Source organism: Nocardiopsis sp. TSRI0078 (assembly GCF_001905145.1).
In the GTDB taxonomy this organism is placed as follows: Bacteria; Actinomycetota; Actinomycetes; order Streptosporangiales; family Streptosporangiaceae; genus Nocardiopsis.
The window spans coordinates 188,733-212,052 of record NZ_LWLB01000002.1 but is presented as its reverse complement, the minus strand read 5'-3'; the positions used below and the strand labels follow the sequence as shown (position 1 = coordinate 212,052).

Annotated in this window: 20 protein-coding genes and 1 pseudogene; 10 read left to right on the top strand and 11 right to left on the bottom strand. The window is 72.4% G+C overall.

Translation table 11 applies throughout. The features are described 5' to 3' along the window. Positions 1-382: 382 nt before the first annotated feature. From A6A08_RS04630 to nirB, 4 genes are all read right to left on the bottom strand, one after another. Entirely contained in the window at positions 383-1,075 is a 693-nt protein-coding gene (locus A6A08_RS04630; protein WP_073701255.1) for a sirohydrochlorin chelatase, read from the bottom strand. A gap of 91 nt (positions 1,076-1,166) precedes the next feature. Continuing rightward, entirely contained in the window at positions 1,167-2,321 is a 1,155-nt protein-coding gene (locus A6A08_RS04625) for a uroporphyrinogen-III synthase (protein WP_073701254.1), read from the bottom strand. Beyond that, positions 2,318-2,689 (bottom strand): nitrite reductase small subunit NirD, encoded by a 372-nt coding sequence (gene nirD, locus A6A08_RS04620; protein ID WP_073701253.1) that lies wholly within the window; start codon positions 2,687-2,689, stop codon positions 2,318-2,320. The genes A6A08_RS04625 and nirD overlap by 4 nt, the downstream gene beginning before the upstream one ends. Then, on the bottom strand, positions 2,686-5,193 hold the full coding sequence (gene nirB / locus A6A08_RS04615; RefSeq protein WP_073701252.1) for a nitrite reductase large subunit NirB: 2,508 nt from the start codon (positions 5,191-5,193) through the stop codon (positions 2,686-2,688). The genes nirD and nirB overlap by 4 nt, the downstream gene beginning before the upstream one ends. 715 nt (positions 5,194-5,908) lie before the next feature. Between nirB and A6A08_RS04605 the strand changes: the two genes are divergently transcribed. From A6A08_RS04605 to A6A08_RS04585, 5 genes are all read left to right on the top strand, one after another. Further along, entirely contained in the window at positions 5,909-7,033 is a 1,125-nt protein-coding gene (locus A6A08_RS04605; protein ID WP_083608836.1) for a hypothetical protein, read from the top strand. Between the two features lie 223 nt (positions 7,034-7,256). Further along, a complete protein-coding gene (locus A6A08_RS04600; protein WP_073701249.1) occupies positions 7,257-8,426 on the top strand; it encodes a PP2C family protein-serine/threonine phosphatase in 1,170 nt (389 codons plus the stop codon). A gap of 210 nt (positions 8,427-8,636) precedes the next feature. Next, positions 8,637-9,797, top strand: a complete 1,161-nt coding sequence (locus tag A6A08_RS04595) for a calcium/sodium antiporter (protein WP_242422113.1) — start codon at positions 8,637-8,639, stop codon at positions 9,795-9,797. A 258-nt stretch (positions 9,798-10,055) separates the two neighbouring features. Continuing rightward, the gene (locus A6A08_RS04590; RefSeq protein ID WP_073701247.1) at positions 10,056-10,544 is read left to right on the top strand and encodes a DUF1772 domain-containing protein; all 489 of its coding nucleotides are present in this window, start codon (positions 10,056-10,058) and stop codon (positions 10,542-10,544) included. Between the two features lie 70 nt (positions 10,545-10,614). After that, positions 10,615-11,184 carry a DinB family protein gene (locus A6A08_RS04585; protein WP_073701286.1) on the top strand — a complete coding sequence of 190 codons (570 nt, stop codon included), beginning with the start codon at positions 10,615-10,617 and terminating at the stop codon, positions 11,182-11,184. 15 nt (positions 11,185-11,199) lie between these two features. Here A6A08_RS04585 and A6A08_RS04580 read toward each other — a convergent pair whose 3' ends face one another. The 5 genes and pseudogenes from A6A08_RS04580 to A6A08_RS04565 all read right to left on the bottom strand — a co-directional run bounded on the left by A6A08_RS04580 (position 11,200) and on the right by A6A08_RS04565 (position 17,110). Beyond that, positions 11,200-12,657, bottom strand: a complete 1,458-nt coding sequence (locus tag A6A08_RS04580; protein ID WP_073701246.1) for an FAD-dependent oxidoreductase — start codon at positions 12,655-12,657, stop codon at positions 11,200-11,202. An 88-nt stretch (positions 12,658-12,745) separates the two neighbouring features. After that, complete coding sequence (locus A6A08_RS04575; protein ID WP_073701245.1) at positions 12,746-14,827, bottom strand: molybdopterin oxidoreductase family protein; 2,082 nt, start codon at positions 14,825-14,827, stop codon at positions 12,746-12,748. Continuing rightward, positions 14,824-16,212, bottom strand: a complete 1,389-nt coding sequence (locus A6A08_RS04570) for an MFS transporter (protein WP_073701244.1) — start codon at positions 16,210-16,212, stop codon at positions 14,824-14,826. The genes A6A08_RS04575 and A6A08_RS04570 overlap by 4 nt, the downstream gene beginning before the upstream one ends. Positions 16,213-16,402: 190 nt before the next feature. Beyond that, positions 16,403-16,579 carry a hypothetical protein gene (locus A6A08_RS28125; RefSeq protein ID WP_199866838.1) on the bottom strand — a complete coding sequence of 59 codons (177 nt, stop codon included), beginning with the start codon at positions 16,577-16,579 and terminating at the stop codon, positions 16,403-16,405. A gap of 75 nt (positions 16,580-16,654) precedes the next feature. Beyond that, positions 16,655-17,110 (bottom strand): annotated as a pseudogene (locus A6A08_RS04565) (Lrp/AsnC family transcriptional regulator). 113 nt (positions 17,111-17,223) lie between these two features. Here A6A08_RS04565 and A6A08_RS04560 point away from each other — a divergent pair. Beyond that, complete coding sequence (locus A6A08_RS04560) at positions 17,224-17,628, top strand: DUF2000 domain-containing protein (RefSeq protein WP_199866837.1); 405 nt, start codon at positions 17,224-17,226, stop codon at positions 17,626-17,628. A 14-nt stretch (positions 17,629-17,642) separates the two neighbouring features. On the opposite strand, the gene A6A08_RS28590 is transcribed toward A6A08_RS04560, so the two are convergent. Both A6A08_RS28590 and A6A08_RS04550 read right to left on the bottom strand, forming a co-directional pair. Continuing rightward, positions 17,643-17,840, bottom strand: coding sequence for a hypothetical protein (locus A6A08_RS28590; RefSeq protein ID WP_242422112.1), 198 nt, complete (start codon positions 17,838-17,840; stop codon positions 17,643-17,645). A 435-nt stretch (positions 17,841-18,275) separates the two neighbouring features. After that, the gene (locus tag A6A08_RS04550; RefSeq protein ID WP_073701242.1) at positions 18,276-18,806 is read right to left on the bottom strand and encodes an NUDIX hydrolase; all 531 of its coding nucleotides are present in this window, start codon (positions 18,804-18,806) and stop codon (positions 18,276-18,278) included. Positions 18,807-19,035: 229 nt separating this feature from the next. On the opposite strand from A6A08_RS04550, the gene A6A08_RS04545 reads away from it, so the two are divergent. The 4 genes from A6A08_RS04545 (at position 19,036) to A6A08_RS04530 (ending at position 23,285) form a co-directional block, all read left to right on the top strand. Next, the gene (locus A6A08_RS04545; RefSeq protein ID WP_073701241.1) at positions 19,036-19,566 is read left to right on the top strand and encodes a hypothetical protein; all 531 of its coding nucleotides are present in this window, start codon (positions 19,036-19,038) and stop codon (positions 19,564-19,566) included. 221 nt (positions 19,567-19,787) lie between these two features. Then, the gene (locus A6A08_RS04540) at positions 19,788-20,129 is read left to right on the top strand and encodes a hypothetical protein (RefSeq protein ID WP_199866836.1); all 342 of its coding nucleotides are present in this window, start codon (positions 19,788-19,790) and stop codon (positions 20,127-20,129) included. 423 nt (positions 20,130-20,552) lie between these two features. Further along, positions 20,553-21,773 carry a PP2C family protein-serine/threonine phosphatase gene (locus A6A08_RS04535; RefSeq protein WP_242422111.1) on the top strand — a complete coding sequence of 407 codons (1,221 nt, stop codon included), beginning with the start codon at positions 20,553-20,555 and terminating at the stop codon, positions 21,771-21,773. A gap of 66 nt (positions 21,774-21,839) precedes the next feature. Then, on the top strand, positions 21,840-23,285 hold the full coding sequence (locus tag A6A08_RS04530; protein WP_073701240.1) for a CoA transferase: 1,446 nt from the start codon (positions 21,840-21,842) through the stop codon (positions 23,283-23,285). Positions 23,286-23,320: the final 35 nt, after the last annotated feature.

Sequence of the window (23,320 nt, the reverse complement as noted above, 5' to 3'; positions counted from 1 at the left end):
GCCAGGGGGGCTCCGAGGAGCGCGCCGACGGCGCGGTCGCTCCTGGGGTCGTGGAAGTCCAGGGGGGTGGGTGTTGCGGGCATGGCCGTCCTTTGGGCGGTGCGGGAACGGGTTCGGGCGAAGGGCCCGTTGGGGGTGTTCCCTCTGGGGCGGCCCGTGGTGCGCGGCGCGGCCGGTTGTGGCCACGCGTGTGGTGTGCGCGTGCCGTTCTCCGCGCGGGCGCCCGTGGTGGGGCGGTGCCCGGGTTCTCCCGGTGGGGTGCGGGTGTGTCCCCCGCCGGATGCGCCCTCTCCCCCGCCGCGGGGGACTTCCGCGCCGCTTCTTCGCGCCGGGGAGGTGCGTCGCCGGCGCGGTGCGCCCTGGCGGGCGGGGCGGCGGGTTCTCAGACGGGTTGGGCGATGGCGGCCTGGTGGTAGCGGGCGGCCACGGCGTGGGCGATGGCCGGGTCCGGGCACAGCGGGCGCGCCACCGTGTCGGCACCCGCTTGGGCCAGGCGGTCGTGGAACAGGCCCGGGGCCAGGAGCCAGCTGGCCAGGGACACCCGCGCATGCCCCTGTGCGCGCAGGCGCTGCACCTGTTCGGCGACGGTGGGGCGGCCGGTGGCGATGAAGCCCGGGGCCACCGGGGCGCCCAGGCGCCGGGCCAGGCGGGCCCGTGCCTGGTCGAGTTCGGCGCGCGCGTGGGGGTCGGAGGTTCCGGCGCAGGCCAGGACGAGGGCGTCTCCGGGGCGGTGGCCGGCCTGGGCCAGGCGGCGCACCGCGGTGTCCAGTACTGCCGGGTGCGCGCCCAGGGCGGGGGTGATGACGGCGTCGGCGCGGCCCGCCAGGGCGAGCTGGTGGGGGATGTCGGTGCGCACGTGGTAGCCCGAGGCCAGGAAGGCGGGTACGACGACCAGGGGTCCGGGGGTGGCGGCGGCGACGTCGCCGACGGTGGGGGTGAGTACGTCGGCGAAGGCCAGGCGGGTGGGTCGGCGGGTCGTCTCGGCCACGCGCAGGGCCAGGGAGTGGGCCACTGCGGTGCCGTGGGGGTCGCGGGTGCCGTGGACGGCCAGCAGCAGGGTCGGGTGTCGGTTCATCGCGTGGTGCGGGGCGGGCCCTGGCGGGGCGTGCCGCCTCTTCCTCTCCGTGCTCTGGTGGGTCCTGGGGCCGGGGGTGTTTCCCGGGTGGTCAGGGCCGGTGGGCGCAGTCGGTGGTCTCCAGGGCCAGCCGGTAGCCGCGTTTGACCACGGTCTGGATGATGCGGGCGTCGCCCAGCGCGGTGCGCAGGCGTGCCACGGCGGTTTCCACGGCGTGGGCGTCGGCGTCCTCGCCCAGGCAGGTGAGCAGGCGGGCGCGGTCCAGGACCTGTCCGGGGCGGTGGGCCAGGGCGCGCATCAGCCGCATCAGAGTGGGTGAGAGCGTGTGGACGGTGCCGTCGACCAGGACGGCGTGGCCGCGCAGGCGCAGGTGGTGTCCGGCCACGGGCAGGGTGGGAAAGCGCGCGGGCAGTTCTTCGGTGAGTTTGCGGACCTGGGCGCCGATGCGGGCGCGTTCGGGCCACACGGTGGGGATGTCGTGGGCCATGAGGGGGCGGGCGGTGACCGGGCCCACGCACATGGCCAGGACGTCGCCGCGCAGGGCCTGGACGAGTTCGCCGTGGTGTCCGGTGGTGCGGGCGCGGGTGAGCAGTCCGGCGGCGGCCGGGGCGCTGGTGAAGGTGAGGGCGTCCACTCCCCCGGTGGTGGCGGCTTCGATGAGGCGGTCCAGGGGTGCGGTGTCCTCGGGTTGGGTCCACCGGTAGACGGGGACCTCGACCACGTCGGCTCCGGCCAGGCGCAGGGCGGCGGTGAAGTCGGACAGGGGTTCGCCGTGGAGTTGGACGGCCACGCGCAGGCCCTGCACTCCTTGGGCCAGGAGGTAGTCCAGGACTTCGGCGGAGGACTCGGAAGGGGGTGACCACTCCTCGGTGAGTCCGGCTGCGCGGATGGCGCCCTTGGCCTTGGGGCCGCGTGCCAGCAGGCGTGAGGAGCGCATGCTGTTCAGGAGCGGGTCGGCGGTGCCCCAGGTCTCGCAGGCCTCCACCCAGCCGCGGAAGCCGATGCCGGTGGTGGCCACGACGATGTCGGCGGGGCGGCGGGCGAGTTGGTCCGAGACCGAGGCCAGGCGCTGGTCGTCGCTCAGGGGCACGATGCGCAGGGCGGGTGCGGCGATGACCTGGGCGCCCTTGCGGCGCAGCAGGGCGCTGAGTTCCTCGGCGCGGCGTGCGGCGGTGACGGCGACGGTGAACCCGGCCAGTGGCGCGGTGGTGGCGGGCGCGGGTGGTGCGTGGGGCAGGGTGTTCACGGTGTGCTCTCCTGGGCGCCGGTGGCGATCTGCACGGTGGTGCCGTTCTGGCGTACGGGCCAGGTGTTCAGGTGCACGTCGGCGTCGTCCAGGCTCTGGCCTGTGCGCAGGGAGAAGACGTTCTTGAGCATGGGTGAGGCGATGGTGGGCTCTCCCGCGCGGTCGCCGACGATGCCGCGGGAGATGACGGCGGCGCCGGTGTAGGGGTCGATGTTGTCCACGGCGTACAGGTGTCCGTCGCGGGTGCGGAACAGGGCGGCCTGGGTGCGGTCGGGCAGGAGGATGGCCACGCCGTCCTCGGGGCGCAGCCGTGCGGCGGGGCAGGCGTCGATCCAGGTGGTGGGCCGGGTCTGGGTGGTGGTGGTCATCGGGTGGCCTCCTGGGGTCGGCGGGCGGGCATGCCCAGGCTGACGGGTGTTTGGGGTACGGGCTGGTCGCGGGTGGTGGTGAAGCTGATGGTGGGGTCGGGGGTGTCGGGGGCGTTGGCGAAGGAGACGAAGCGGGCGAGTTTGTCGGGGTCGTCCAGGACGGCGGCCCACTCGTCGGTGTAGGAGGCCACGTGCTCGTCCATGGCGGCTTCGAGTTCGGCGGCGATGCCCAGGGAGTCGTGGACGATGACCTCGCGCAGGTGGTCCAGGCCCCCGTCCAGGGACTCGATCCAGGGTGCGGTGCGCTGGAGGCGGTCGGCGGTGCGCACGTAGAACATCAGGAAGCGGTCGATGTAGCGGATGAGGGTCTGCTCGTCCAGGTCGCCGGCCAGGAGTTCGGCGTGGCGGGGGGTGAAGCCGCCGTTGCCGCCCACGTACAGGTTCCAGCCCTGGTCGGTGGCGATGACGCCGAAGTCCTTGCCGCGGGCCTCGGCGCATTCGCGGGCGCATCCGGAGACGGCGGACTTGAGTTTGTGGGGTGAGCGCAGGCCCCGGTAGCGCTCTTCGAGGCGGATGGCCAGGCCCACCGAGTCCTGGACGCCGTAGCGGCACCAGGTGGTGCCCACGCACGACTTGACGGTGCGCAGGGACTTGCCGTAGGCGTGGCCGGACTCGAATCCGGCGTCGACCAGGCGCCGCCAGATCTGGGGCAGCTGTTCCAGTCGGGCGCCGAACAGGTCGATGCGCTGGCCGCCGGTGATCTTGGTGTAGAGGTTGAAGTCGCGTGCGACCTCGCCGATGACGATGAGTTTGTCGGGGGTGACCTCGCCGCCGGGGATGCGGGGCACGACCGAGTAGGTGCCGTTGCGCTGCATGTTGGCCAGGTAGCGGTCGTTGGTGTCCTGCAGGGTGGCCTGTTCGCCCTCCAGGATGTGTCCGCCTCCCAGGGAGGCCAGGATGGAGGCGACGGCGGGTTTGCAGATGTCGCAGCCGTGCCCGGTGCCGTGTGCCTTGATGAGCGCGGAGAAGGTGGCGGTGCCGGTGGCGCGGATGATCTCGACCAGTTCGGCGCGTGACTGGGGGAAGTGCTCGCACAGGGCCTTGGACTGTTCGATGCCGGCCTGGGCGAGGATCTGCTTGAGCATGGGCACGCACGAGCCGCAGCTGGTTCCGGCCTTGGTGCAGGCCTTCAGGGCGGGTACGTCGTGGTTTCCGCGGTCGATGGCCTGGGTCAGTTCGCCCTTGGTGACGGCGTTGCAGGAGCAGATCTGGGCGGAGTCGGGTAGGGCGTCGGCACCCAGGGCGGCTCCGCCTTCGGGGGTGATCAGGGCCAGCGGGTCGCCGGGCAGGGGGGAGCCGACCATGGGGCGCAGGGTGGCGTAGGCGGCGGCGTCGCCGACCAGGATGCCGCCGAGCAGGGTGGTGGCGTCGTCGGAGAGGACGAGTTTGGCGTAGCGGCCGCCGGCGGCGTCGTTGACGACCACGTCCAGGGCGCCGGGGGTGCGGCCGTGGGCGTCGCCGAAGCTGGCCACGTCCACGCCCAGGAGTTTGAGTTTGGTGGAGGTGTCGGCGCCGGTGAAGGTGGCCTGTCCGCCGACGAGCTGGTCGGCGACCACTTCGGCCATGGCGTTGCCGGGGGCGATGAGGCCGTAGACGGTGCCTTGGTGGTTGGCGGCTTCGCCGATGGCGTGGATGTGGGCGTCGCTGGTGGTGCAGGTGTCGTCGATGACGATGCCGCCGCGTTCGCCCACCTGCAGGCCCGCGGCGCGGGCGAGGTCGTCGCGTGGGCGGATGCCCACGGAGAACACGACCAGGTCGGCGTCCAGGCGGGCGTCCTCCCCCAGCCTCAGGTGGCCCACGCGGCCGTTGGCGGCGGCTTCGACGGCGGTGGAGGCGGTGCCGGTGTGTACGTGTACGCCCAGGTCGGTGATGAGGTTGCGCAGGAGGGCTCCGGCGCCCTCGTCGATCTGGGCGGGCATCAGGTGGGGGGCGAGTTCGACCACGTGTGCCTGCAGGCCCAGCAGGCGCAGGGCGTTGGCGGCTTCCAGTCCGAGCAGGCCGCCGCCGATGACCACGCCGGTGCGGGCGCCTTGGGCGGAGGCGGTGATGGCGTCCAGGTCCTCGATGGTGCGGTAGACGTGGCATCCGGGCAGGTCGTGTCCGGGGATGGGGGGCACGAAGGGGGTGGAGCCGGTGGCCAGGACGAGGCGGTCGTAGGGCAGGACGCGGCCGGTGTCGGTGGTGACGGTGCGGTTGGCGCGGTCGATGGCGGTGGCGCGTTCGCTCACGTGCACGTCCACGTGGGGACCGCTCACCTGGCCCAGGGACAGGTCCTGGGCGGTGGCGCCGTCGAAGTAGGAGGAGAGGGCGACGCGGTCGTAGGCGGTGCGGGGTTCCTCGCCCACGACGGTGATGTGCCAGTGGTGGGCGCTGTCGCGGTCGCGCAGGGCCTCGATGAGTCGGTGGCCGACCATGCCGTTGCCGATGACGACGAGTTCTTCCATGGGTGTGCGGCTCCTCCTGCTGCGGGGTCGGACGGGTTTCAGGCAACCCGGAGGGTGTTTCTGCGGGGTCAGCCGTGTGTGACGCGGTTGTTTCGTTGTGCTCCCGTTGCAGGTGGCGGGTGCGTGATGGGGGTCGGGGTGGAGTGAAGTCCCAGGGTGGGGCGGGTGCGCGGGGTGGTTCGGGGGCGGGTGGGTGTTCGGTCACATGCCCCCGGTGGTGTGCGGCGGCGGGGTGGTCCCCGACCGGTGGGCGGCCTCCCTCGCCCGCCACCACGACTTCGACCGGGGGTACGGTCCGGCCGCGGGGCGGTTGCTGCGCCTGGTGCGTGAGGGCGGTGACATGGACACCACCTGCGCGATCGTGGGTGCGGGGCTGCCCGCGGTGGCGGGGTGCCTCCGGAGCGGGCCGAGCGTGTGGAGGAGCTGCCCGGCTGAGCGGTGGGTGGGCGCGGCGGCCCGGTGCTGTGAGGGCCGGGTGCGGTCCGGGCCCTGTCCGTGGCTGGTTCGTCGTGGGAGCGCCGCGGTTTCGGTGGGGTGTGCGCCTGCCGGGGGCTCTCGGCGGGTGGGGCGGGGCCGGGGCGTTCCGGCTCCGGGGGCGCGGTGGCCGCTCCCCCGTGCGGGGGAGGCGGATCCCGCTCGGTGGTGAGGCCGGGCGGGGGCGGTGCGCGACAGGCTCGGGGTGTTGCTTTCGTACCCCCTTCGGAGGAGCCAGACCATGTCCGCCCCACCATCGGCCGCCGCATCGCGGACCCCTCATGAACACGCACACGCCACGACCGTGCCCTGGATGGCCCTGGCCTGGTCGGCCGCGGCCCTGGGGCTGGGTCTGGGGTGGTTGGGCGGGGTGGTCCCCGCGGGTGAGTCCGAGCAGGCCGCGTTCGGTGCGCTCTTCTCCTCCCCCGGCTCGACGGCCTCCGCGGCGCTGTCGCTGGTGATGGGGCTGGTGGGTGTGGTGTGTGCCGTGCTCATGCTGCGCCGGGGCGGGGGCGCGCTGGTCCAGGCGGGCGCCTGGGCCCTGTCCGGTACGGCGCTGGTGGTGTTCGTGAACGGGCAGCTGCTGTCTTGGCTGGGGTACTCGATGATCCTGCCGGTGGTGGGCTGGTTCCTGCCCGGACTGGTCCGGACCTGGGTGGAGGCGACCTTCACCCCCTCCCTTCTGAGCACCCTGTTCTTCACCGCGGGGGTGGTGGTGTGGGCGGTGGTCGCGCTTGTGCACCGCCGTGCGGTGCGTGCCGCCTGTCGGCGGTGCGGGCGCGGGCCGCGGTGGACGCCTGGTGTGGAGCGCGACGTGCGGGTGCGGGCGCTGCGCCTGGGGCGGGTCGCGGTGGCCGTGGCCTGCGTGTTCGCCCTGTTCTATCCGTCGCTGCGCCTGCCGTGGGTCTTCGGTGTGCCGGTGGGGGTCGGTGAGGAGGAGTTCGCGGCCATGGCCGCGAACGAGGGCACCGTCATGATCGGGGTGGGTCTGGGCACGGCCGGTCTGGTCGGGGCGGTGCTGATGCTGGGGCTGGTCCAGCGCTGGGGGGTGCGCTTCCCGTGGTGGATGGCGGGTGTGCGGGGGCGCCGGGTCCCGGTGGGGTTGGCGGTGGTGCCCGCGACGCTGGTGGCGGTGGCGCTGGTGGCGATGGGCCGCAGTGTCGTGGTCGAGCTGCTGCGTGCGCGTGGGGCGTCGTTGTTGACGGCCGAGGTCCTGCACACGGTGGCGTTCGCGTCCATGCTGGTGTGGGGCGCGGCGCTGGGGGTGGCGACCGCGGCCTACGCGGTGCGGCGCCGGGCGGGGTGCCCGGTGTGCGGGCGCGGGCTGCCCGAGGTCGTTCCCGGCCGGATCCGCGCGATGGTGTGAGCCGGGGTGCCCCGCTCCGGGGAAGGAGGGGAGGCCCTTCGCGGTGTGCGGGCCGCTCCCCCGCGGGATGCGGGGTTTCGGAGAGGGGTATCGGCTGGTCGGAGCGTTCGGGCTGTTTCGGTTCGCGCGTGGCCGTGCGACGATTGGTGTCTGTGGTCCAGAGGCGATGTGGCGGGTAGGGGTTGGAGAGAACACCTACCCTGCCAGAATCCGGGGTGCTGCCATGCCGGTGCAACACGCGTCCAACGAGTTGATGGTCTCTCTGGTGCGGGCCGGTCATCTGGCCACTTTCGAGGAGTTGCCCTCGTTGATCGCCAAGAAGGCCGAGGGCGCCGATCTGTCCCAGGCCCGTGTCTACCTGGCCGACCACCAGCAGCAGGTTCTGCGTGAGTTCACCGGGGCGGGGAGCGACGCCCATGAGGGCGGTGAGGCCCTGAGTGTGGACGACTCCCCGGCCGGACAGGCCTACGTGACGGGTGTGACCGTGCGTGTGGAGGGTGAGCAGCGGTACTGGGTGCCGGTCCTGGAGGGCGCCCAGCGCCTGGGGGTGCTGCACGTGGTCTACGCGGGCGATCCGGACCGCTCGGCGATGCGGGACCTGGCCTCGATGGTGGCCCTGCTGGTCATCGCCAAGCGTTCCAACAGCGACTCCTACGCCCGGTTGGTGCGTACCAGGTCCATGTCGGTCTCGGCGGAGATGCAGTGGACGCTCATGCCGCCGGGGACCTTCGCCGATTCGCGGGTGACGATCTCGGCCGCCACGGAGCCGGCCTACGACAACGCCGGGGACGCCTTCGACTACGCCGTGGCGGGGGAGGTCGCGCACCTGGCGATGTTCGACGCGATGGGGCACGACACCGCCGCGGGGCTGATCGCGAACCTGGCGGTGGGGGCCTTGCGCAACGAGCGCCGCAAGGGCACCGATCTGGCCCGGATATGCCGGGGGGTGGAGGAGACCCTGATCCAGGAGTTCGTGCGCACCCGTTTCGCGACCGCGGTCCTGGCCGAGTTGAACATGACCACCGGTGAGCTGCACTGGGTCAACTGCGGGCACCTGCCGCCGGTGCTCATCCGCAACAGCCGGGTGCGCAGCCTGGAGTGCGAGCCCTCCCATCCTCTGGGGATGGACCTGGGGTTGCCGGTGACGGTGTGCCGTGAGCAGTTGGAGCCCGGTGACCGGTTGCTGCTCTACACCGACGGCATCATCGAGGCCCGCGACTCCCAGGGGCGGGAGTTCGGTGTGGAGCGGTTCGTGGACTTCGTCATCCGCCACCAGGCCGACAACATGCCGGTCCCCGAGACGCTGCGCCGTCTGGTGCACGGGGTCCTGGAGTACCACCACGGCCAGTTCGGCGACGACGCCACCGTGCTCTTCTGCGAGTGGCACGGCTGAGGGTCCGCGGCGTGTGGCGGTGGCTCCTTCCCCCGCCTCGGCGGGCGGCCGTGCGGTGGCGGTTGGTATGGGCGCCGGTGCCCGACCGGGTCCTGCTCGTGCTCTCCCCTCGGCCTCGGCACCGGGCGTACCCGGAAGGGGAGAGAACCCCTGGTGGTGGGTATGCCGAGCGCGACACGGTGGTGCGACCGGAGGGTCCGAGTGGACGCGGTGGTGGTTCTCGCTCTGGTGGCGGGTCTGGGGCTGTTGATGGCCGGAGGGGAGTCGCTCGTACGGGGCGCCGGGTCGCTGGCACGGACCCTGGGGATGTCCTCGCTGGTCGTGGGGCTGACCGTGGTGTCGTTCACCACGTCGGCGCCGGAGCTGGTGGTCAGCACCGACGCCGCGCTCTCCGGGTATCCGGGGTTGGCCGTGGGCAACGTCGTGGGCAGCAACATCGCCAACATCCTGCTCGTGCTCGGGGCGGCGGCGCTGTTCGTCCCACTGGCGGTGGGCTCCCAGGTCGTGCGCGCCGACATCCCGGTGATGGCGGCGCTGTCGGCGGTGGTGTTCCTGATGGCCCTGGACGGGGGCCTGGGGCGCGTCGACGGTGTCGTGCTGTTCGCGGTCCTGCTGGTCTACGTCACCGTCACGGTGCTCGTCTCCCGGAGGCGGGCGCCCCACGGTTCGGCCTTCGCGCGGGCAGGAGCCGACGGCGCCGGTCCGGGCGCGGACGGCCGGGCCCGCGCCGCCACACGGACGCGGTCGGTCCTGGTGGACCTGGTGTTCGTGGTCCTGGGTACGGCCCTGTTGGTGATGGGGGCGCGGCTGCTGGTGTACGCGGCCGGTACGATCGCGGCGGCGCTGGGGGTGAGCGACCTGCTCATCGGACTGACCGTGGTGGCGGTCGGTACGTCCCTGCCCGAGCTGGTGACCTGTGTCGTCGCGGTGGTGCGGGGCGAGCGCGACATGGCGGTGGGCAACGTCGTGGGCAGCAACGTGTTCAACATCGGTGCGGTGCTCGGCCTGACCGCCGTCGTCGCCCCTGAGGGGATCGCCGTCGCGCCTGCGGCTTTGCGGTTCGACCTGCCGATCATGGTGGCGGTGGCGTTGGTGCTGTTGCCGGTGGCCCTGACCCGGTTGAGCGTGGCCCGCTGGGAGGGTGCGCTGCTCGTCGGTTTCTACGCCGCCTACATCTCCTACCTGGTCCTGGAGGGCACCGAACACGCGGCCCTGCGGCCCTACAGTGCCGCGATGCTGTGGTTCGTCATTCCGCTCACCGTGTTGTGGTTGTTGTCGGTGATGGTCTACGAGCTGAGCACGCGCCGCGGCGGGGGAAGGCCCGGAGCCGTCCGCGTGACCTCGGACGGGCCGGGGCGCGGAACGGGATGAGGACCGGGGCACGCCGGAAGGACGCGGTTCTCGCGTGCTCCGGCGCGATGCGCGGTGGGCCCGGAGGCGGAAGGGTCCGCTTCCGGCCGTCCATGGTCGGCGTCTTCGCTCTCCGGAACACCCCACCGGCCTGCGCCATCGGTGTGCCCGCACGGTTGCCGACGCCGTGTCCGGGCGGTCCGGGCGGTCCGGGCGCGGTCGTTGGGCCGGGGCGTAGAATCCGGCCAGGCGCGGACGACGACGGACTCGGGGTGGGGCGTGGCGGAGATGGTGCACGGGGTCGTCCCGGTGTTCGCCGTGGTGGTGACCGGGCTTTTCGCCGGGTTGTTCTTCGCGTTCTCGATCGCGGTGATGCCCGGTCTGGGCAGGGCCGGTGACCGGGCGATGATCGAGGTGATGCAGGGCATCAACGCGGCCATCCTCAACCCGTTCTTCGCCGTGGTCTTCATCGGCGCTCCGGCGGGGGTGCTGGCCTGCATGGTGCTGTACGCCAGTGCGGGGGCCGTGGCCGCGGCGGTGTGGTCGGGTGTGGCGCTGGCCTGCCTGTGCGCGGCGCTGCTGGTGACCTTCTCCGTCAACGTGCCGCGCAACGACGCCCTGGACCGTGCGGGTCCGGTCGAGCGCATCGGGGACCCGGCCGTGGTGCGCGGTGCCTTCGAGGCGGTGTGGGTGCGCTGGAACCACCTGCGCACGCTGGTCTCTCTGGCCGCCCTGGTGTGCACGGCGGTGGCCCTGACGGTGCGCTGAACCGGGGCCGGGGTGCGGGGGCGCGAAAACCCCCGTGCGCGCGGGGCCGGGCGGGTCCATACTCACCCGCATGAGCATCTCGTACGGACGCGCGGACGTGTTCGTGCCCTTGGAGGAGGATCCCCGGGAGGGCCGTGCCCGTCCTGTGGGCGAGCGGGCCGTCCTGGTGGAGTTCCTGCGTTGTCAGCGCCTGACCTTGGAGCTCAAGTGCGCGGGGTTGGACGCCGGGGCCCTGGCCCGCCGCTCGGTGCCGCCCTCCACCATGTCCCTGCTGGGATTGGTGCGGCACATGGCGGAGGTGGAGCGTCTGTGGTTTTGGCGCCGTCTGGGCGGGCGCGGCCCGCGGGAGGCGCCTTCCCTCTACGTCAGCGCCGCGGAACCGGACGGGGACTTCGACGGCGCGGTGGCCGACCCCGCGGTGGTGGAGGAGGCCTGGTCGGCCTGGCGGGCCCAGTGCGCCCACACCGACGCGTTCGTGTCCGGTGCCGCGGATCTGGAGGGTCCGGCCCGGACCGATCCGCACAGCGGCAGGGTGCTGGACCTGCGTGAGGTGTTGGTGCACATGGTGGAGGAGTACGCCCGCCACAACGGGCACGCCGACCTGCTGCGTGAGCGTGCGGACGGGCGTGTGGGCCAGTGACCCCCGGGGGGCGTGTCAGCCGACCGGGGCGTCGGCCTGGCCCCGCATCCCCGACAGCAGTGCCTGGACGTCGCGTACGCACCCGCCGCAGCCGGTGGTGGCGCGTGTCCGTTCGGCGATGGCCTCGCGTGTGCGTGCCCCGTCCAGCCAGGCCTGTTCGATGTCGGTGCGGCTGACCGCGTTGCACCGGCACACCAGGGACGGGGGCCCGTCCTGGTCCTGGGGCTGGTCGGGGGCGGTGGTGGGCAGCCCCTGGAGCAGGGCGAGCCGGTCGGCGGGTACGGGGGCTCCGGTGTCGTAGAGCTGGGCCAGGGTGGCCGCGGCCTCGGGGAAGCCCAGCAGTACCGCGCCCACCACCTTCTCCTGGCGTACCGACAGCTTGGCGTAGCGGCCTCCGTAGGGGTCGCTGATGGTCACCGTTTCCAGGTCCTCGGCGTCCTCCTCGTGGACCTGTCCGAACGCGGTCAGTTCGATGCCCTGGGCCTTGAGGCGGGTCAGCGGTCTGGCTCCGGTGTAGAGCGCGTTCGGTGCGGTCCCGGTCAGGCGCCTGGCCAGGACCGCGGCCTGTTCCCAGCCGGGTTGGATGAGTCCGGCGCCGCCTCCGGGGTGCTGGGCGCAGTCGCCGATGGCGTGTACGCGTGCGTCGGAGGTGGCGAGGCGGTCGTCGACGACGATGCCGTGTTCGACCTCGATGCCGGCGTCCTTGGCCAGTTCGGTGTTGCCGCGTACCCCGGCGGTGACGACCAGGGCGTCGCCGGGCAGGATGCGGCCGTCGTCCAGTTCCAGGCCGGTGCCGGGGATCCAGCGTGCGGCCACCCGCCAGGAGTGCACGGCCACGCCCATGGCGGCGTAGCGTTCGGCGAGGATGCGTGCGGCCGGCTGGTCGATCTGGCGGCGCATGATCCAGGGGGAGGACTCCACCACCGACACCCGCATTCCCCGGCCCACGAGGCCGCGTGCGGCCTCCAGACCCAGGATGCCGCCGCCGAGCACCACGACGGGGGCTCCGGGGCGGGCCAGGGCGAGCAGGCGCTGGCAGTCGGCCAGGTCGCGTAGGGCGGTCACTCCCTCCCCGGGGGCTCCGTCGGGTGCGGCCACGCCGGTGACCGGGGGGAAGGCGGCGCGTGCGCCCGTGGCCAGGACCAGTTCGTCGTAGGGCAGGTGGGTGCCGTCGTCCAGGGCGAGGGTGCGGTTCTCGGTGTCCAGGGCGGTGGCGGTGGTGCCGGTGCGCACGGTCACGCCCGGGGTGTCGGGGACGGGCAGGCGGATCTGGTCGGGGGTGTAGTCCCCGGCGACCACGCCTGAGAGCAGGACGCGGTTGTAGGCGTGGTGGTGTTCGGTGCCGACCACGGTGACGTGTGTGTGCTCCCCCGCCGGGTCCAGGCGGGCTGTTTCCTCGGCGAAGCGGGCGCCGACCATGCCGTTGCCGACGACCACGATCTGACGCGGGGACGCGCCCTGCACGGTGCTCAACTGCTGCCTCCTGGTGTGGGTGTGTGCGTTCCCGGGCGGCGTCGGCCGGGGTGTTGGCGGGGGTCCGGTGGGGTGGTGCGGGGCCGGGTCAGGGGTGAGCGGGTTCGCGTTCCAGGCGTACGGCGCTGACCTTGAACTCGGGCATGCGGCTGGTGGGGTCCAGGGCGGGGTGGGTGAGGTTGTTGGCGGATTGGTCTCCCGCGAAGTGGAAGGGCAGGAACACGGTGTCCAGGCGGGCGGTGGGTGTCAGGCGTACCCGGGCGCGGGTGTGGCCGCGCCGGGAGGTGATGCGGGCCCAGTCCCCCGAGGCCAGTCCGGCGCGGGCGGCGGTGTCGGGGTGTACCTCCACGTACGCCTCGGGTTCGGCCCGGTGCAGTTCGGGGACGCGGCGGGTCTGGGCGCCGGTCTGGTAGTGGCCCATCGTGCGTCCGGTGGTCGCGACGAGGGGGTAGTCGTCGTCGGTGGTCTCGACGGGGGGCTGGTGCGGGACCGGTACGAAGCGGGCGCGGCCGTCGGGGTGGGCGAAGGAGTCCAGGAACAGGTGGGGTGTGGGTTCTTCCTGTGCGCGTACGGGCCAGTGCAGGGCCTCGCCGGAGGAGAGGCGTTCGGGGGTGACGCCGGAGTAGTCGGAGAGGCCTCCGGCGGATGCGCGGCCCAGTTCGGCCAGGACGGTGTCGGGGTCGGTGGGGAAGCGCTGGGGTGGTTGTCCCAGGCGCAGGGCCAGGTCGGAGAGGACCTCCAGGTCGGTGCGCACCCCTTCGGGAGGGGCGATGGCCCGGGTGCGGCGCAGGATGCGTCCCTCCAGGTTGGTCATGGTGCCCGACTCCTCGGCCCACTGGGCCACGGGCAGGACCACGTCGGCCATGGCGGCGGTCTCGGAGAGGACGAAGTCGGCGGCCACCAGCAGGTCCAGGGAAGCCAGGCGGTCGCGGACGCGGTCGGTGTGGGGGGCGGAGACGAGGGGGTTGGAGCCGAAGAGCAGCATGGCGCGCGGGCCGTGGTCGGTGCCCAGGGCGTCCAGGAGTTCGAAGGCCGAGCGTCCCGGGCCGGGCAGGGCGCTGGGGTCCACGCCCCACACCCGGGCGACGTGGGTGCGGGCGGCGGGGTCGTCGATCTTGCGGTAGCCGGGGAGCTGGTCGGCTTTTTGGCCGTGTTCGCGTCCGCCCTGGCCGTTGCCCTGGCCGGTGATGCATCCGTAGCCGGAGCCCTGGCGGCCGGGCAGGCCCAGGGCCAGGGCCAGGTTGATCCAGGCCGAGACGGTGTCGGTGCCCTTGGCGTGCTGTTCGGTGCCGCGTCCGGTCAGGATGTAGGCCGAGCGGTTGCGGGAGGCCTGTCCCAGCAGGTCGGCGGCGGCGCGGATGCGGGTGGCGGGCACGCCGGTGACCTGTTCGGTGCGTTCGGGCCACCAGGCGGCGGCGTGTTCCCAGGCGGCCTCGAAGCCGTGGGTGCGGCCGTGGACGAAGTCCTCGTCGCACCAGCCCTGGACGCGTACGGCGTGCAGCAGGCCCAGGGCCAGGGACAGGTCGGTGCCGGGGCGGGGGGCCAGGTGGATGCCGCCGTCGGTCAGGGCGGCCTGGGCGGTGGCGGAGCGGCGCGGGTCGATGACGATCAGGGTGGGTGCGGACAGGTGGCCCATCATCGGCGGCATGGTCTCGGCCGGGTTGGCTCCGGCGAGCAGGACGACTTCGGCCTGGCCGACGTCGGTCAGGGGGAAGGGCATGCCGCGGTCCAGGCCGAAGGCGCGTGTGCTCGCGGCCGCGGCCGAGGACATGCAGAAGCGGCCGTTGTAGTCGATCTGGGAGGTGGCCAGCGCCAGGCGGGCGAACTTGCCCAGGGTGTAGGACTTCTCGTTGGTCAGGCTGCCGCTGCCGAAGACCGCGACGCTGTCGGGGCCGGACTCGGCGCGCAGGGCCAGCAGCCGTTCGGCGACGTGGTCCAGGGCGGTGTCCCAGTCGGTCTCCTCCAGTGGTGATGCGCGGTCCTTGCGTATCAGGGGCCGGGTGAGGCGGTCGGGGACGGTCAGGAGCTCGGCGGAGGTCCACCCCTTGCGGCACAGTCCGCCGCGGTTGGTGGGGAAGGCGGCGGGACGGGCGGCCAGGCGTCCGTCGGGGCCGGGTTCCAGGTGCATGGCGCACTGCAGGGCGCAGTAGGGGCAGTGGGTGGTGGTCATCGTGTGCTGCTCTTCGCGTGGTCGGCGGCGGGTGCGGCGGTGCGGGCGGGGCGGCGCAGGTAGACGGCCCAGGTGAGGGCGGCGCAGACCAGGTAGAAGGCGCCGAAGGCGATGAAGCCGGGGGCCGCGGACTCGGTGAGGCGGAAGGACTCGCGAAAGACCAGGTTGATGCCGACGCCGCCCAGGGCTCCCATGGCGCCGATCAGGCCGAGCATGGAGCTGGCGATGCGCTTGTTGTAGGAGTGGGCCTGTTGGGGTGGTGTGCCCTGGGAGATGGCGTTCTGGGCCTTGGCGGCGTAGATGGAGGGGATCATCTTGTAGGTGGAGCCGTTGCCGATGCCGGTGAGGACGAACACGACGCCGAACGCGGTGACGAACAGGGGCAGGGAGTCGGCGTTGATGGCCGCCACGACCACGCCGGTTCCGGCCACCATCGCCAGGAAGTTGCACAGGGTGACCCGTGCTCCGCCGATGCGGTCGGCCAGTTTGCCGCCCAGGGGGCGGATGAGGGAGCCGATGGCCGGGCCCAGGAAGGTGATGGAGGCCGCCTGGAGGGGGTCCAGTCCGAACTGGTTCTGCAGAAGCAGGCCGAAGGCGAATCCGAAGCCGATGAAGGAGCCGAACGTGCCGACGTAGAGGAAGGACATGATCCAGAAGTGGCGGTCCCTGGTGGCGGCGAGCTGGGCGGAGACGTCGGTGCGGGCGCTGGAGAGGTTGTTCATGTGCCGTGCGGCCACCCAGATGGCCAGGAGCAGGAGGGGCACGTAGATCAGCGGTACGAGGTGTCCGGCCTGGAGGGTGAACAGGGCGATGATACCCAGGCCCACCAGTTGGACGGTGGCCACGCCGATGTTGCCGCCGCCGGCGTTCATGCCCAGGGCCCATCCCTTCTCCTTCTCGGGGAAGTAGAAGTTGATGTTGGCCATGGAGGAGGAGAAGTTGCCCCCGCCGAATCCGGCGGTGGCGCCCAGGAGCACGAACAGCCAGTAGGGCGTGTCGGGGTTCTGGATGAGGTGGACGGCCAGGAGTGTGGGGACGAGCAGCAGGCCGGCGGAGATGATCGTCCAGTTGCGGCCGCCGAAGATCGGTACGGCCAGGGTGTAGGGGACCCGCAGGACGGCGCCGACCAGGGAGACGACGGAGACCAGGAGGAACTTCTGTTCGGCGGACCAGTCGAAGCCGGTCGCCGGGGTCATGAACAGCACCAGGACCGACCACAGGCTCCACACGGAGAAGCCGATGTGCTCGGAGAAGATCGAGGCCCACAGGTTGCGGCGGGCGACGGCGCGTCCCGTGTTGTTCCAGAAGCCCTCGTCCTCGGGGTTCCAGTGGGTGATCCAGCTCTTACCGGTACGCGGTGCGCGTGGGCCAGCCTCGGAGGTCACGACCGGGCCTTCCTGTTCGACGGCTGCGGACGAAGCCCAAGGTAGGAACGCCTCATTGCCTGGAGGTGTCCAGTCGTAACACACGGGAAACAGTCGCCTCACCCGGGGTGTGTGACCTCGGTGAGGACCCCTGTCGTACCTGGTGGGAGGGTGGGGAGGGGCGGGGGTGTGGTGAGCGCCACCCGGGAGGCTAGTCCCCTGTGTGACCGGTGTCGCTCTTCTTGCCGGTGGTCATGCCGAAGACCAGGCCCAGGCTGATGCCCAGGGCGACGCCCACCGCCAGGTTGTCCATGAGGGTACCGAAGGCGGTGCCGAAGCAGACTCCCAGTGCCAGACCGAGCCCGAGGTTGTTGCTCTTCCTGCTCATGTGTCACCTTCCGTGGCTTTTCTTGATGGGTCGTCGGGTTTTGGACGTGGGAGTGTGCCACAGGGTTCCCGTCCTTCACTCCAGGGGCTCGGCGACGTTCTTGCGGACGCTGTCGTAGATGATCTGGCTGCGGAAGCCGGCCACCTCGCGGCGCTGGGTGAGCCGGTCGATGAGGAAGCTGTGCAGCGCGTCCAGGGAGGGCACGGACACGTGCACCAGGAAGTCCTGCTCCCCCGCCACGACGTAGACCGCCATCACCTGGGGCAGGGCGAACATCGCGGCCTTGAAGCCCTCGATGGCCTGGCGGCTGGGCGGGCGCAGCTGGACCGAGACGAACGCCTCCACCCGGCGGTTGAGCGCGGCCGGATCGATGTCGGCGTGGTAGCCGCGGATGACGCCGCGCTGGTGCAGCAGACGTACGCGCTCCAGACATGTGGAGGGCGCCACGCCGAGTGTGTGGGCCAGGGCGCGGTTGGTCTGCCGGGCATCCTATTGGAGTTCGCGCACGATCGCCGAATCAAGTTCGTCCATGGGTCCCACACTAGAACCCCTGCCGAATAGTGTTCGGCGCCACCGCTGTGGCGTTGCCCGCGTGTCTAGGTTCTGAACCGTTCACACGCCATATGAACGGGGTTAGTCATGGGATGTCCACCAAGATCGTCGTCGTCCTGCGCCAGGGGCTGGAGCCCGCGCTGGCCGCCAACGCCGGGGCGGTGCTCGGCCTGGCGCTGGGAGGACGGTTGGAGAACTCGCTGGCCGCCGACGGCAAGGACGCGGACGGCGGGGTGCACGCCGGGCTCAACCCGCACCCGGTGCCGACCCTGGTGGCCTCCGGGGAGCAGCTGCGCCGGCTCAAGGCCGGAGCCGACGAGCAGGGGCTGACGGTGGTGGGGTTCAACGAGGTGGCCCGCCGCTCGCGCGACTACATGGAGTACCTGGACGCGCTGGCGACCACCCAGTCACGGGACGTGGAGTACGTGGGGCTGGCCCTCCTCGGTCCGCGCAAGGACGTCAACAGGCTCACCGGGAAACTGGAGCTGATGCGCTGAGGGCGCACGGGGGTTCAGGCGCCTGCGGTGAGGTCCTCCAGCTCCCCGTAGGGGGCCACGGTGCGCGGCTGGTGGCCGGTGAGGTGGTCGATGCGGGCCTTGGCGGCGCGCGCCTGCGCCCCCGTGGGCGGGCGGCCCCGGTGGATGTGGGGCAGGGACAGTTCCCAGCCGCACACCACCGCGGCCGGGTGCCGGTACCACTGGCGCACCACCACCGAGTCCACCCGTAGCGCGTGCTCGCTGCCCGGGGGTACGGCCGGGCAGCGAGCACGCGGGCCAGGTACCGGTGCCCGTCGGCCAGGTCGCAGGGCCCGCACCCCCGCTCGCCCGAGCCCAGCGCCCGCCCGCACCCGGGGCACACCAGGCGGTCCAGGGCCGCGTCGACCACCCGCCACGGGAACTGTCCGGGGTCGCAGAGCACCAGTTCGGCCAGGTCGTGCTCCTGGTCGGTGCCGGGGCGGGCGTCCCACCGCGCGCATGCCTCAGACCAGGCTTGGTCGGTCTGCGCGCCGATCGCGTCCATGGTCTGGGCCAGGTCCGGGGTGCGCCAGTGCCTGCGGGTGGGTGCCATGACCCGCACGGTAGCGCGGTGGTCCTGGTGCGGCGACCGGTTTTCCCGGGGCGTGCGGCCGTGGGCGGGGCCGCTCTCACCGCGGCCCGGTGGCGTACAGGTACAGCAGCGCGCTCATCGAGGTACCGCTCACCAGGAGCCTCTCCCGCACCAGGTCGGGGGTCCGGTCCAGCGCCACCCACTCCACGCGCTCGGCCTCCCAGGTGTCCTCGGGCTCACCCGCCCGTTCCGCCGTGTCGGCGACGAACACGTGGTGCTCGCTGTCCATGAGTCCGCTGGAGGGCTGGGTGTACACCAGCGGGCGCAGCGGTCCCGTCCTCCACCCGGTCTCCTCACGTACCTCGCGGGCGGCCGCCTGTTCGGGGCTCTCCCCCGGCTGCACACCGCCCATGGGGATCTCATAGCCCCAGGTGTCGGTGATGAACCGGTGCCGCCACAGCAGCAGCACGCGCCCCTGGCCGTCGCGGACCACGGCCCCGGCGCCGGGCGGGCGTCGCACGAGGCGGTGGTCGAACCTGTGCCCGTCGGGGAGTTCGACGTCGGCGGCCCGCACGTCGATCCACGGGTCGGTGTAGAGGCTCTTCTCGGAGTGGACGGTCCAGCGCACGGGCGGCTCCTGTGGGGCGGAAGGACTGGGGCGGGTCACCAGGTTCGCACGGTCCCGCGTCCGTGGGCCTTGCCGTCGGTTCGCGCGGTCGGGCCAGGGGACGGGAGCGGGCCTCATGCCGTCTGACCAGGGGGTTGCTCAGGTTTGGTGTTGTCTTTCCCACCCCGTGGGAGTGGTTTCAAACACTCCAAAAGCGCTGGTCATCGCATACGTTGCACGGGTGAACTTTATGAGATCGATACCAAAGTTGACGTTTACCGCGACCTCCGGCCTCCTGGTCACCGCGGGGCTGCTCCTGGCCGGACCGGGCGTGGCCGCCGCGGACACCGACAAGGAGATCGCCGCCATCCTCAACGACGAGTTGAACGACGACATGGCCGGCCACATGACCGACGAGCACGTCGACAACGCCCGCGCGATGGTCGAGGCGGCCCAGGACCGCGACCTGGACGAGGACGCCGCCACCATCGCGGTCGCCACCTCCATCGTCGAGACCCACCTGGACAACCTCGACTGGGGCGACCGTGACAGTGTCGGCCTGTTCCAGCAGCGCGACCACTACGGCTCCCAGGAGCAGCGCCTGGACCCCACCTGGGCCACCAACGCCTTCTTCGACGAGCTGAACCGCGTCTACCCCGACGGCAGCTGGGACGACACCCCCCTGGGCGAGGTCGCCCAGGACGTCCAGCGCTCGGCCTACCCCGACCGCTACCAGCACCAGATCGAGGACGCCGAGATCATCGTCGACCACCTCTGGTAAAGAACCGCCCCAGCACGAGCGGTGGAGCGTGCGGTCCCCGCTCTCGTACGCCCATCCGGTGGAGGCCGGTGACCGGACATCCGGTCACCGGCCTCCACCTGTCCCGGCCTCCGGAGGCGCCCGGCGTCGGGGCCGTTAACCAAGTGCCGCAGCGGGGCTCTGGTGGTGTCCCGCTGCGGGGTCGGCCTACGGGCGTTCGTCCTGCGCTGGATACTGGATCGGTGGACTTCGCAACGATGCAGCCGAAAGCCCGGGCCGTGGCCGAGCTCTACGCCGCCCGTGACACCGAGCGGTTCGGTCGGCCATGGACGCCGGAAGAGCTCGCTTTGGGGCTGGTCGGAGACATCGGTGACCTGGCCAAACTCGTGCGGGGTAAAGCCGGGGTGCGCCCGCATCCCGACCTCGGCGCGGCCCCCGAACACGGGCTGGCCGACTGCCTGTGGTCGCTGATCGCGCTCGCCGATGCCTACGCCATCGATCTGGAGGCCGCGTTCGAGCAGACGATGGATGAGCTCAGCCATCGGTTGGAACAGGGCAGCGCAGGCGACAGAGCCGAACGTTGAGGGCCGGAGGGGCTTCCGTTGCCGGTTTCCGGCGCATCCCGTCCCTCCCCCTGTCAGAGGCGAATCGAGCAAAGCCCCCGCGCGAGGCTTGGTCGCGCGGGGGCTCTCGCATCTCGCCGGACCCCGCGGACCCCCCGATACCGGCGGTCCGGCGCGGGCCGCGCGCTCAACCCCCCGTCGGCGCCCGACCCCCGCACCCGCGCCGTATCCTCCCGGAGCCACACGGCCGTGGAAGCCGCCCCCCGTGGCCCACGGGGCGCGCAGGTACGCACCCGCCTCCCTACCCGCCCTGCGGCAGGCAAACATCGATCGGCCCCATACTTGTGGCTCAGCGTAGCCGGGGCTGAGGTGAGCGCCTATTGCGTAAGTTGCCACCGGTGTAGCAGAGGTAAATGATGCCCGTGGCCAGATTGAGGCATGTGCATGAAGACGATGGGAGCGACGATGACAGGTGACCGGATCGAGCTGGCGGAGGTGCTCGCCGCGGCGGAGGAAGCGGCGCCGGTGGCATCTCTCGATGTGGTGGCGCGCAATCTACGCGACCGGTTCGACGCGCACACGGTGTCGTTCCTGTTCGTGGACAACATCGGTCGGCAGGTGGTGCGGGTCAACGAAGCGGCCGCCACGCGGACCGACCACCACACCGATCAGATCCCGCTGGCCGGCAGCGCCTACGAACAGGTACTGCGCACCCAGAAACTGGTGCGGGCCCCCGGCGGCGGGCGCGGACAGCGGGTGCTCGCCCCGGTGACCAACCGCGGCGACACCATCGGCATCCTGGAGCTCACCCTGCCGCACGTCACCGAGGAGACCCTGGACGAGGTCCACGAGGCCGCGCACGCGCTGGCGTACATCATCGTCACCGACCGCCGTTTCACCGACCTCTACCACTGGGGCCGGCGCACCACCCCGGTCACCCTGGCCGCCGAGATCCAGCGCCAGCTCCTACCCGGCGCGCCCTCCTGCGAAGCCGCGCAGTTCGCCCTCGCCGCGGCCCTGGTGCCCTCCGACTCCGTCGCAGGGGACACCTACGACTACACCCTCGATCACGACACCCTGCACCTGTCCATCACCGACGCCATGGGCCACGACGTCAACGCCTCCCTCATGGCCACCCTCCTGGTCAACGCCTCCCGCCGCGCCCGCCGCGCCGGCACCGACCTGGTCGAGCAGGCCCGCCAGACCCACCAGGCCCTCCTCGACCACGGTGGCCACACTCTGGCCACCGGCCAGTTGGTGCGCGTCTTCCTGGACGGAACCGGCGCACAGCTCGTCAACGCCGGACACCCCTGGCCGCTGCTCCTGCGCGAGGGCACGGTGAACGAGGTGCGCCTGGACATCAACCTGCCCTTCGGCGTCCCCGCCCCCACCACCTACCACGTACAGGACCTCGACCTGCGCCCCGGCGACCGCCTCGTCCTCTACACCGACGGCATGCAGGAGCGCCAGGCGGAAACCGTCGACCTGCCCCTCCTGATCCGTGACACCGCCGGAGAACACCCCCGGGAGGTCGTACGGGTCCTGGCCGCCGCGGTCACCGAGGCCAGCAACGGACGCCTGGCCGACGACGCCACCGTCGTGTGCCTGGACTGGTACGGCCCCCGCTCCGAGGGCCGCCGCGTCCAGGCCGGATCCGGCAGGTAGGTACCGCCGCGCCTAGCCCGGCCCCGGTTCGGAACCGGTGAGGACGGGGTGGGGAATATAAGGGCCATGACGAGCGAACTCGATGCGACGACGGCCCACGCGTGGAAAGCGATCGGCGGACCCGCGGACCTGACCGCGAAGGTCTCCTACCGGAGTGCGGGCAAGGTGCTCCCCGCCGTACTGCCCGTGCGTGAACTCGCACGCGCGACGGTCGGGGTGTGCTCGCTCGCGGCGGCCGAGCTGCTGGCCGCGCGCAACGGAGGGGCCGTCCCCGAGGTGAGGGTGGACGAGGGCGCCGTGGCCACCGCTTTCGTCAGCGAACGGCACCTGCTGGTGAACGGCCGCGGACCGACCCCCTTCGCGCCCCTGTCGGGCTTTTGGGAAGCCGCCGACGGGTGGGTGCGCACCCACGCGAACTACCCCCACCACCGTGCCCGGCTGCTGGCCGCCGTGGGCGTGGACGCCGGTGGGGGGCACGGCGGTGCCGCAGGCGATGGCGCCGGGGCGGAGGATGACCGCGGGGCGGCGCTGGTCGGGCGGCTCGCCGAGGCGCTGGCGGAGCTCACCGCCCTGGAGGCCCAGGAGAGGGTCTACGCCGCCGGCGGCCTGGCGGTGGCCGTGGCTCCCGCCCCTGAGCGGGGCGCGGGGGGCGCCGCGTGCGTGCGGCCCCTGGCCGAGGCGGAGGAGGCCGGTGGGTCCGGCGGGCGCCGGCTGCCGCCCGCCCCTTTGCCCGCCGCCGGGGTGCGTGTCCTGGACCTGACGCGGGTCATCGCCGGTCCGGTCGCCACCCGCACCCTCGCCCTGCTGGGCGCGGACGTGCTGCGCGTGGACCCACCGAGGTTTCCGGAGGACCCCGACAGCCACATCGACACCGGGTCGGGCAAGCGCTCCACTCTGCTGGACCTGGACTCGGCCGAGGGCCGGAGCGCCTTCGAGGGACTGCTCGACTCGGCCGACGTGGTCGTGACCGGATACCGGCCCGGATCCCTCGACCGGCGCGGGCTGGCGGCCGAGGAGCTGATGGCCCGCCGCCCCGGTCTGGTCGTCGCCCGGTTGTGCGCCTGGGGGTGGTCGGGCCCGTGGGCCGGCCGGAGGGGGTTCGACAGCCTGGTGCAGGCGGCCTGCGGCATCGCGGCGATCGAGTCGGACCCCGAGGGGCGCCCCGGCGCGCTGCCCGCCCAGGCTCTGGACCATGGCACCGGTTACCTGCTGGCCGCGGGGGTGCTGCGGGCGCTGGCCGAACGGCAGAGCGACGGCCGAGGCCGCCTCCTGCGGTTCTCACTGGCGGGGACCGCCGACTGGCTGCTGCACGGCATCACCCCCGGACCCGCCGGGGAAGGCGCCTACGAGGCCGCCGACTGGCTGACCGAGACCCCGTCCCCCTACGGGCCGCTGCGCCACGCGCTTCCGCCGGTCCACTACGAGGGGTCTCCCGGGAACTGGGCCGGACCCTCCACACTCTGGGGCACCGACCGCGCCACCTGGGCGGGGGCCGAGGAGCACCGTGTGTGACGGAGGCACGTGAGATCCTTCCCGCACGTGACTGC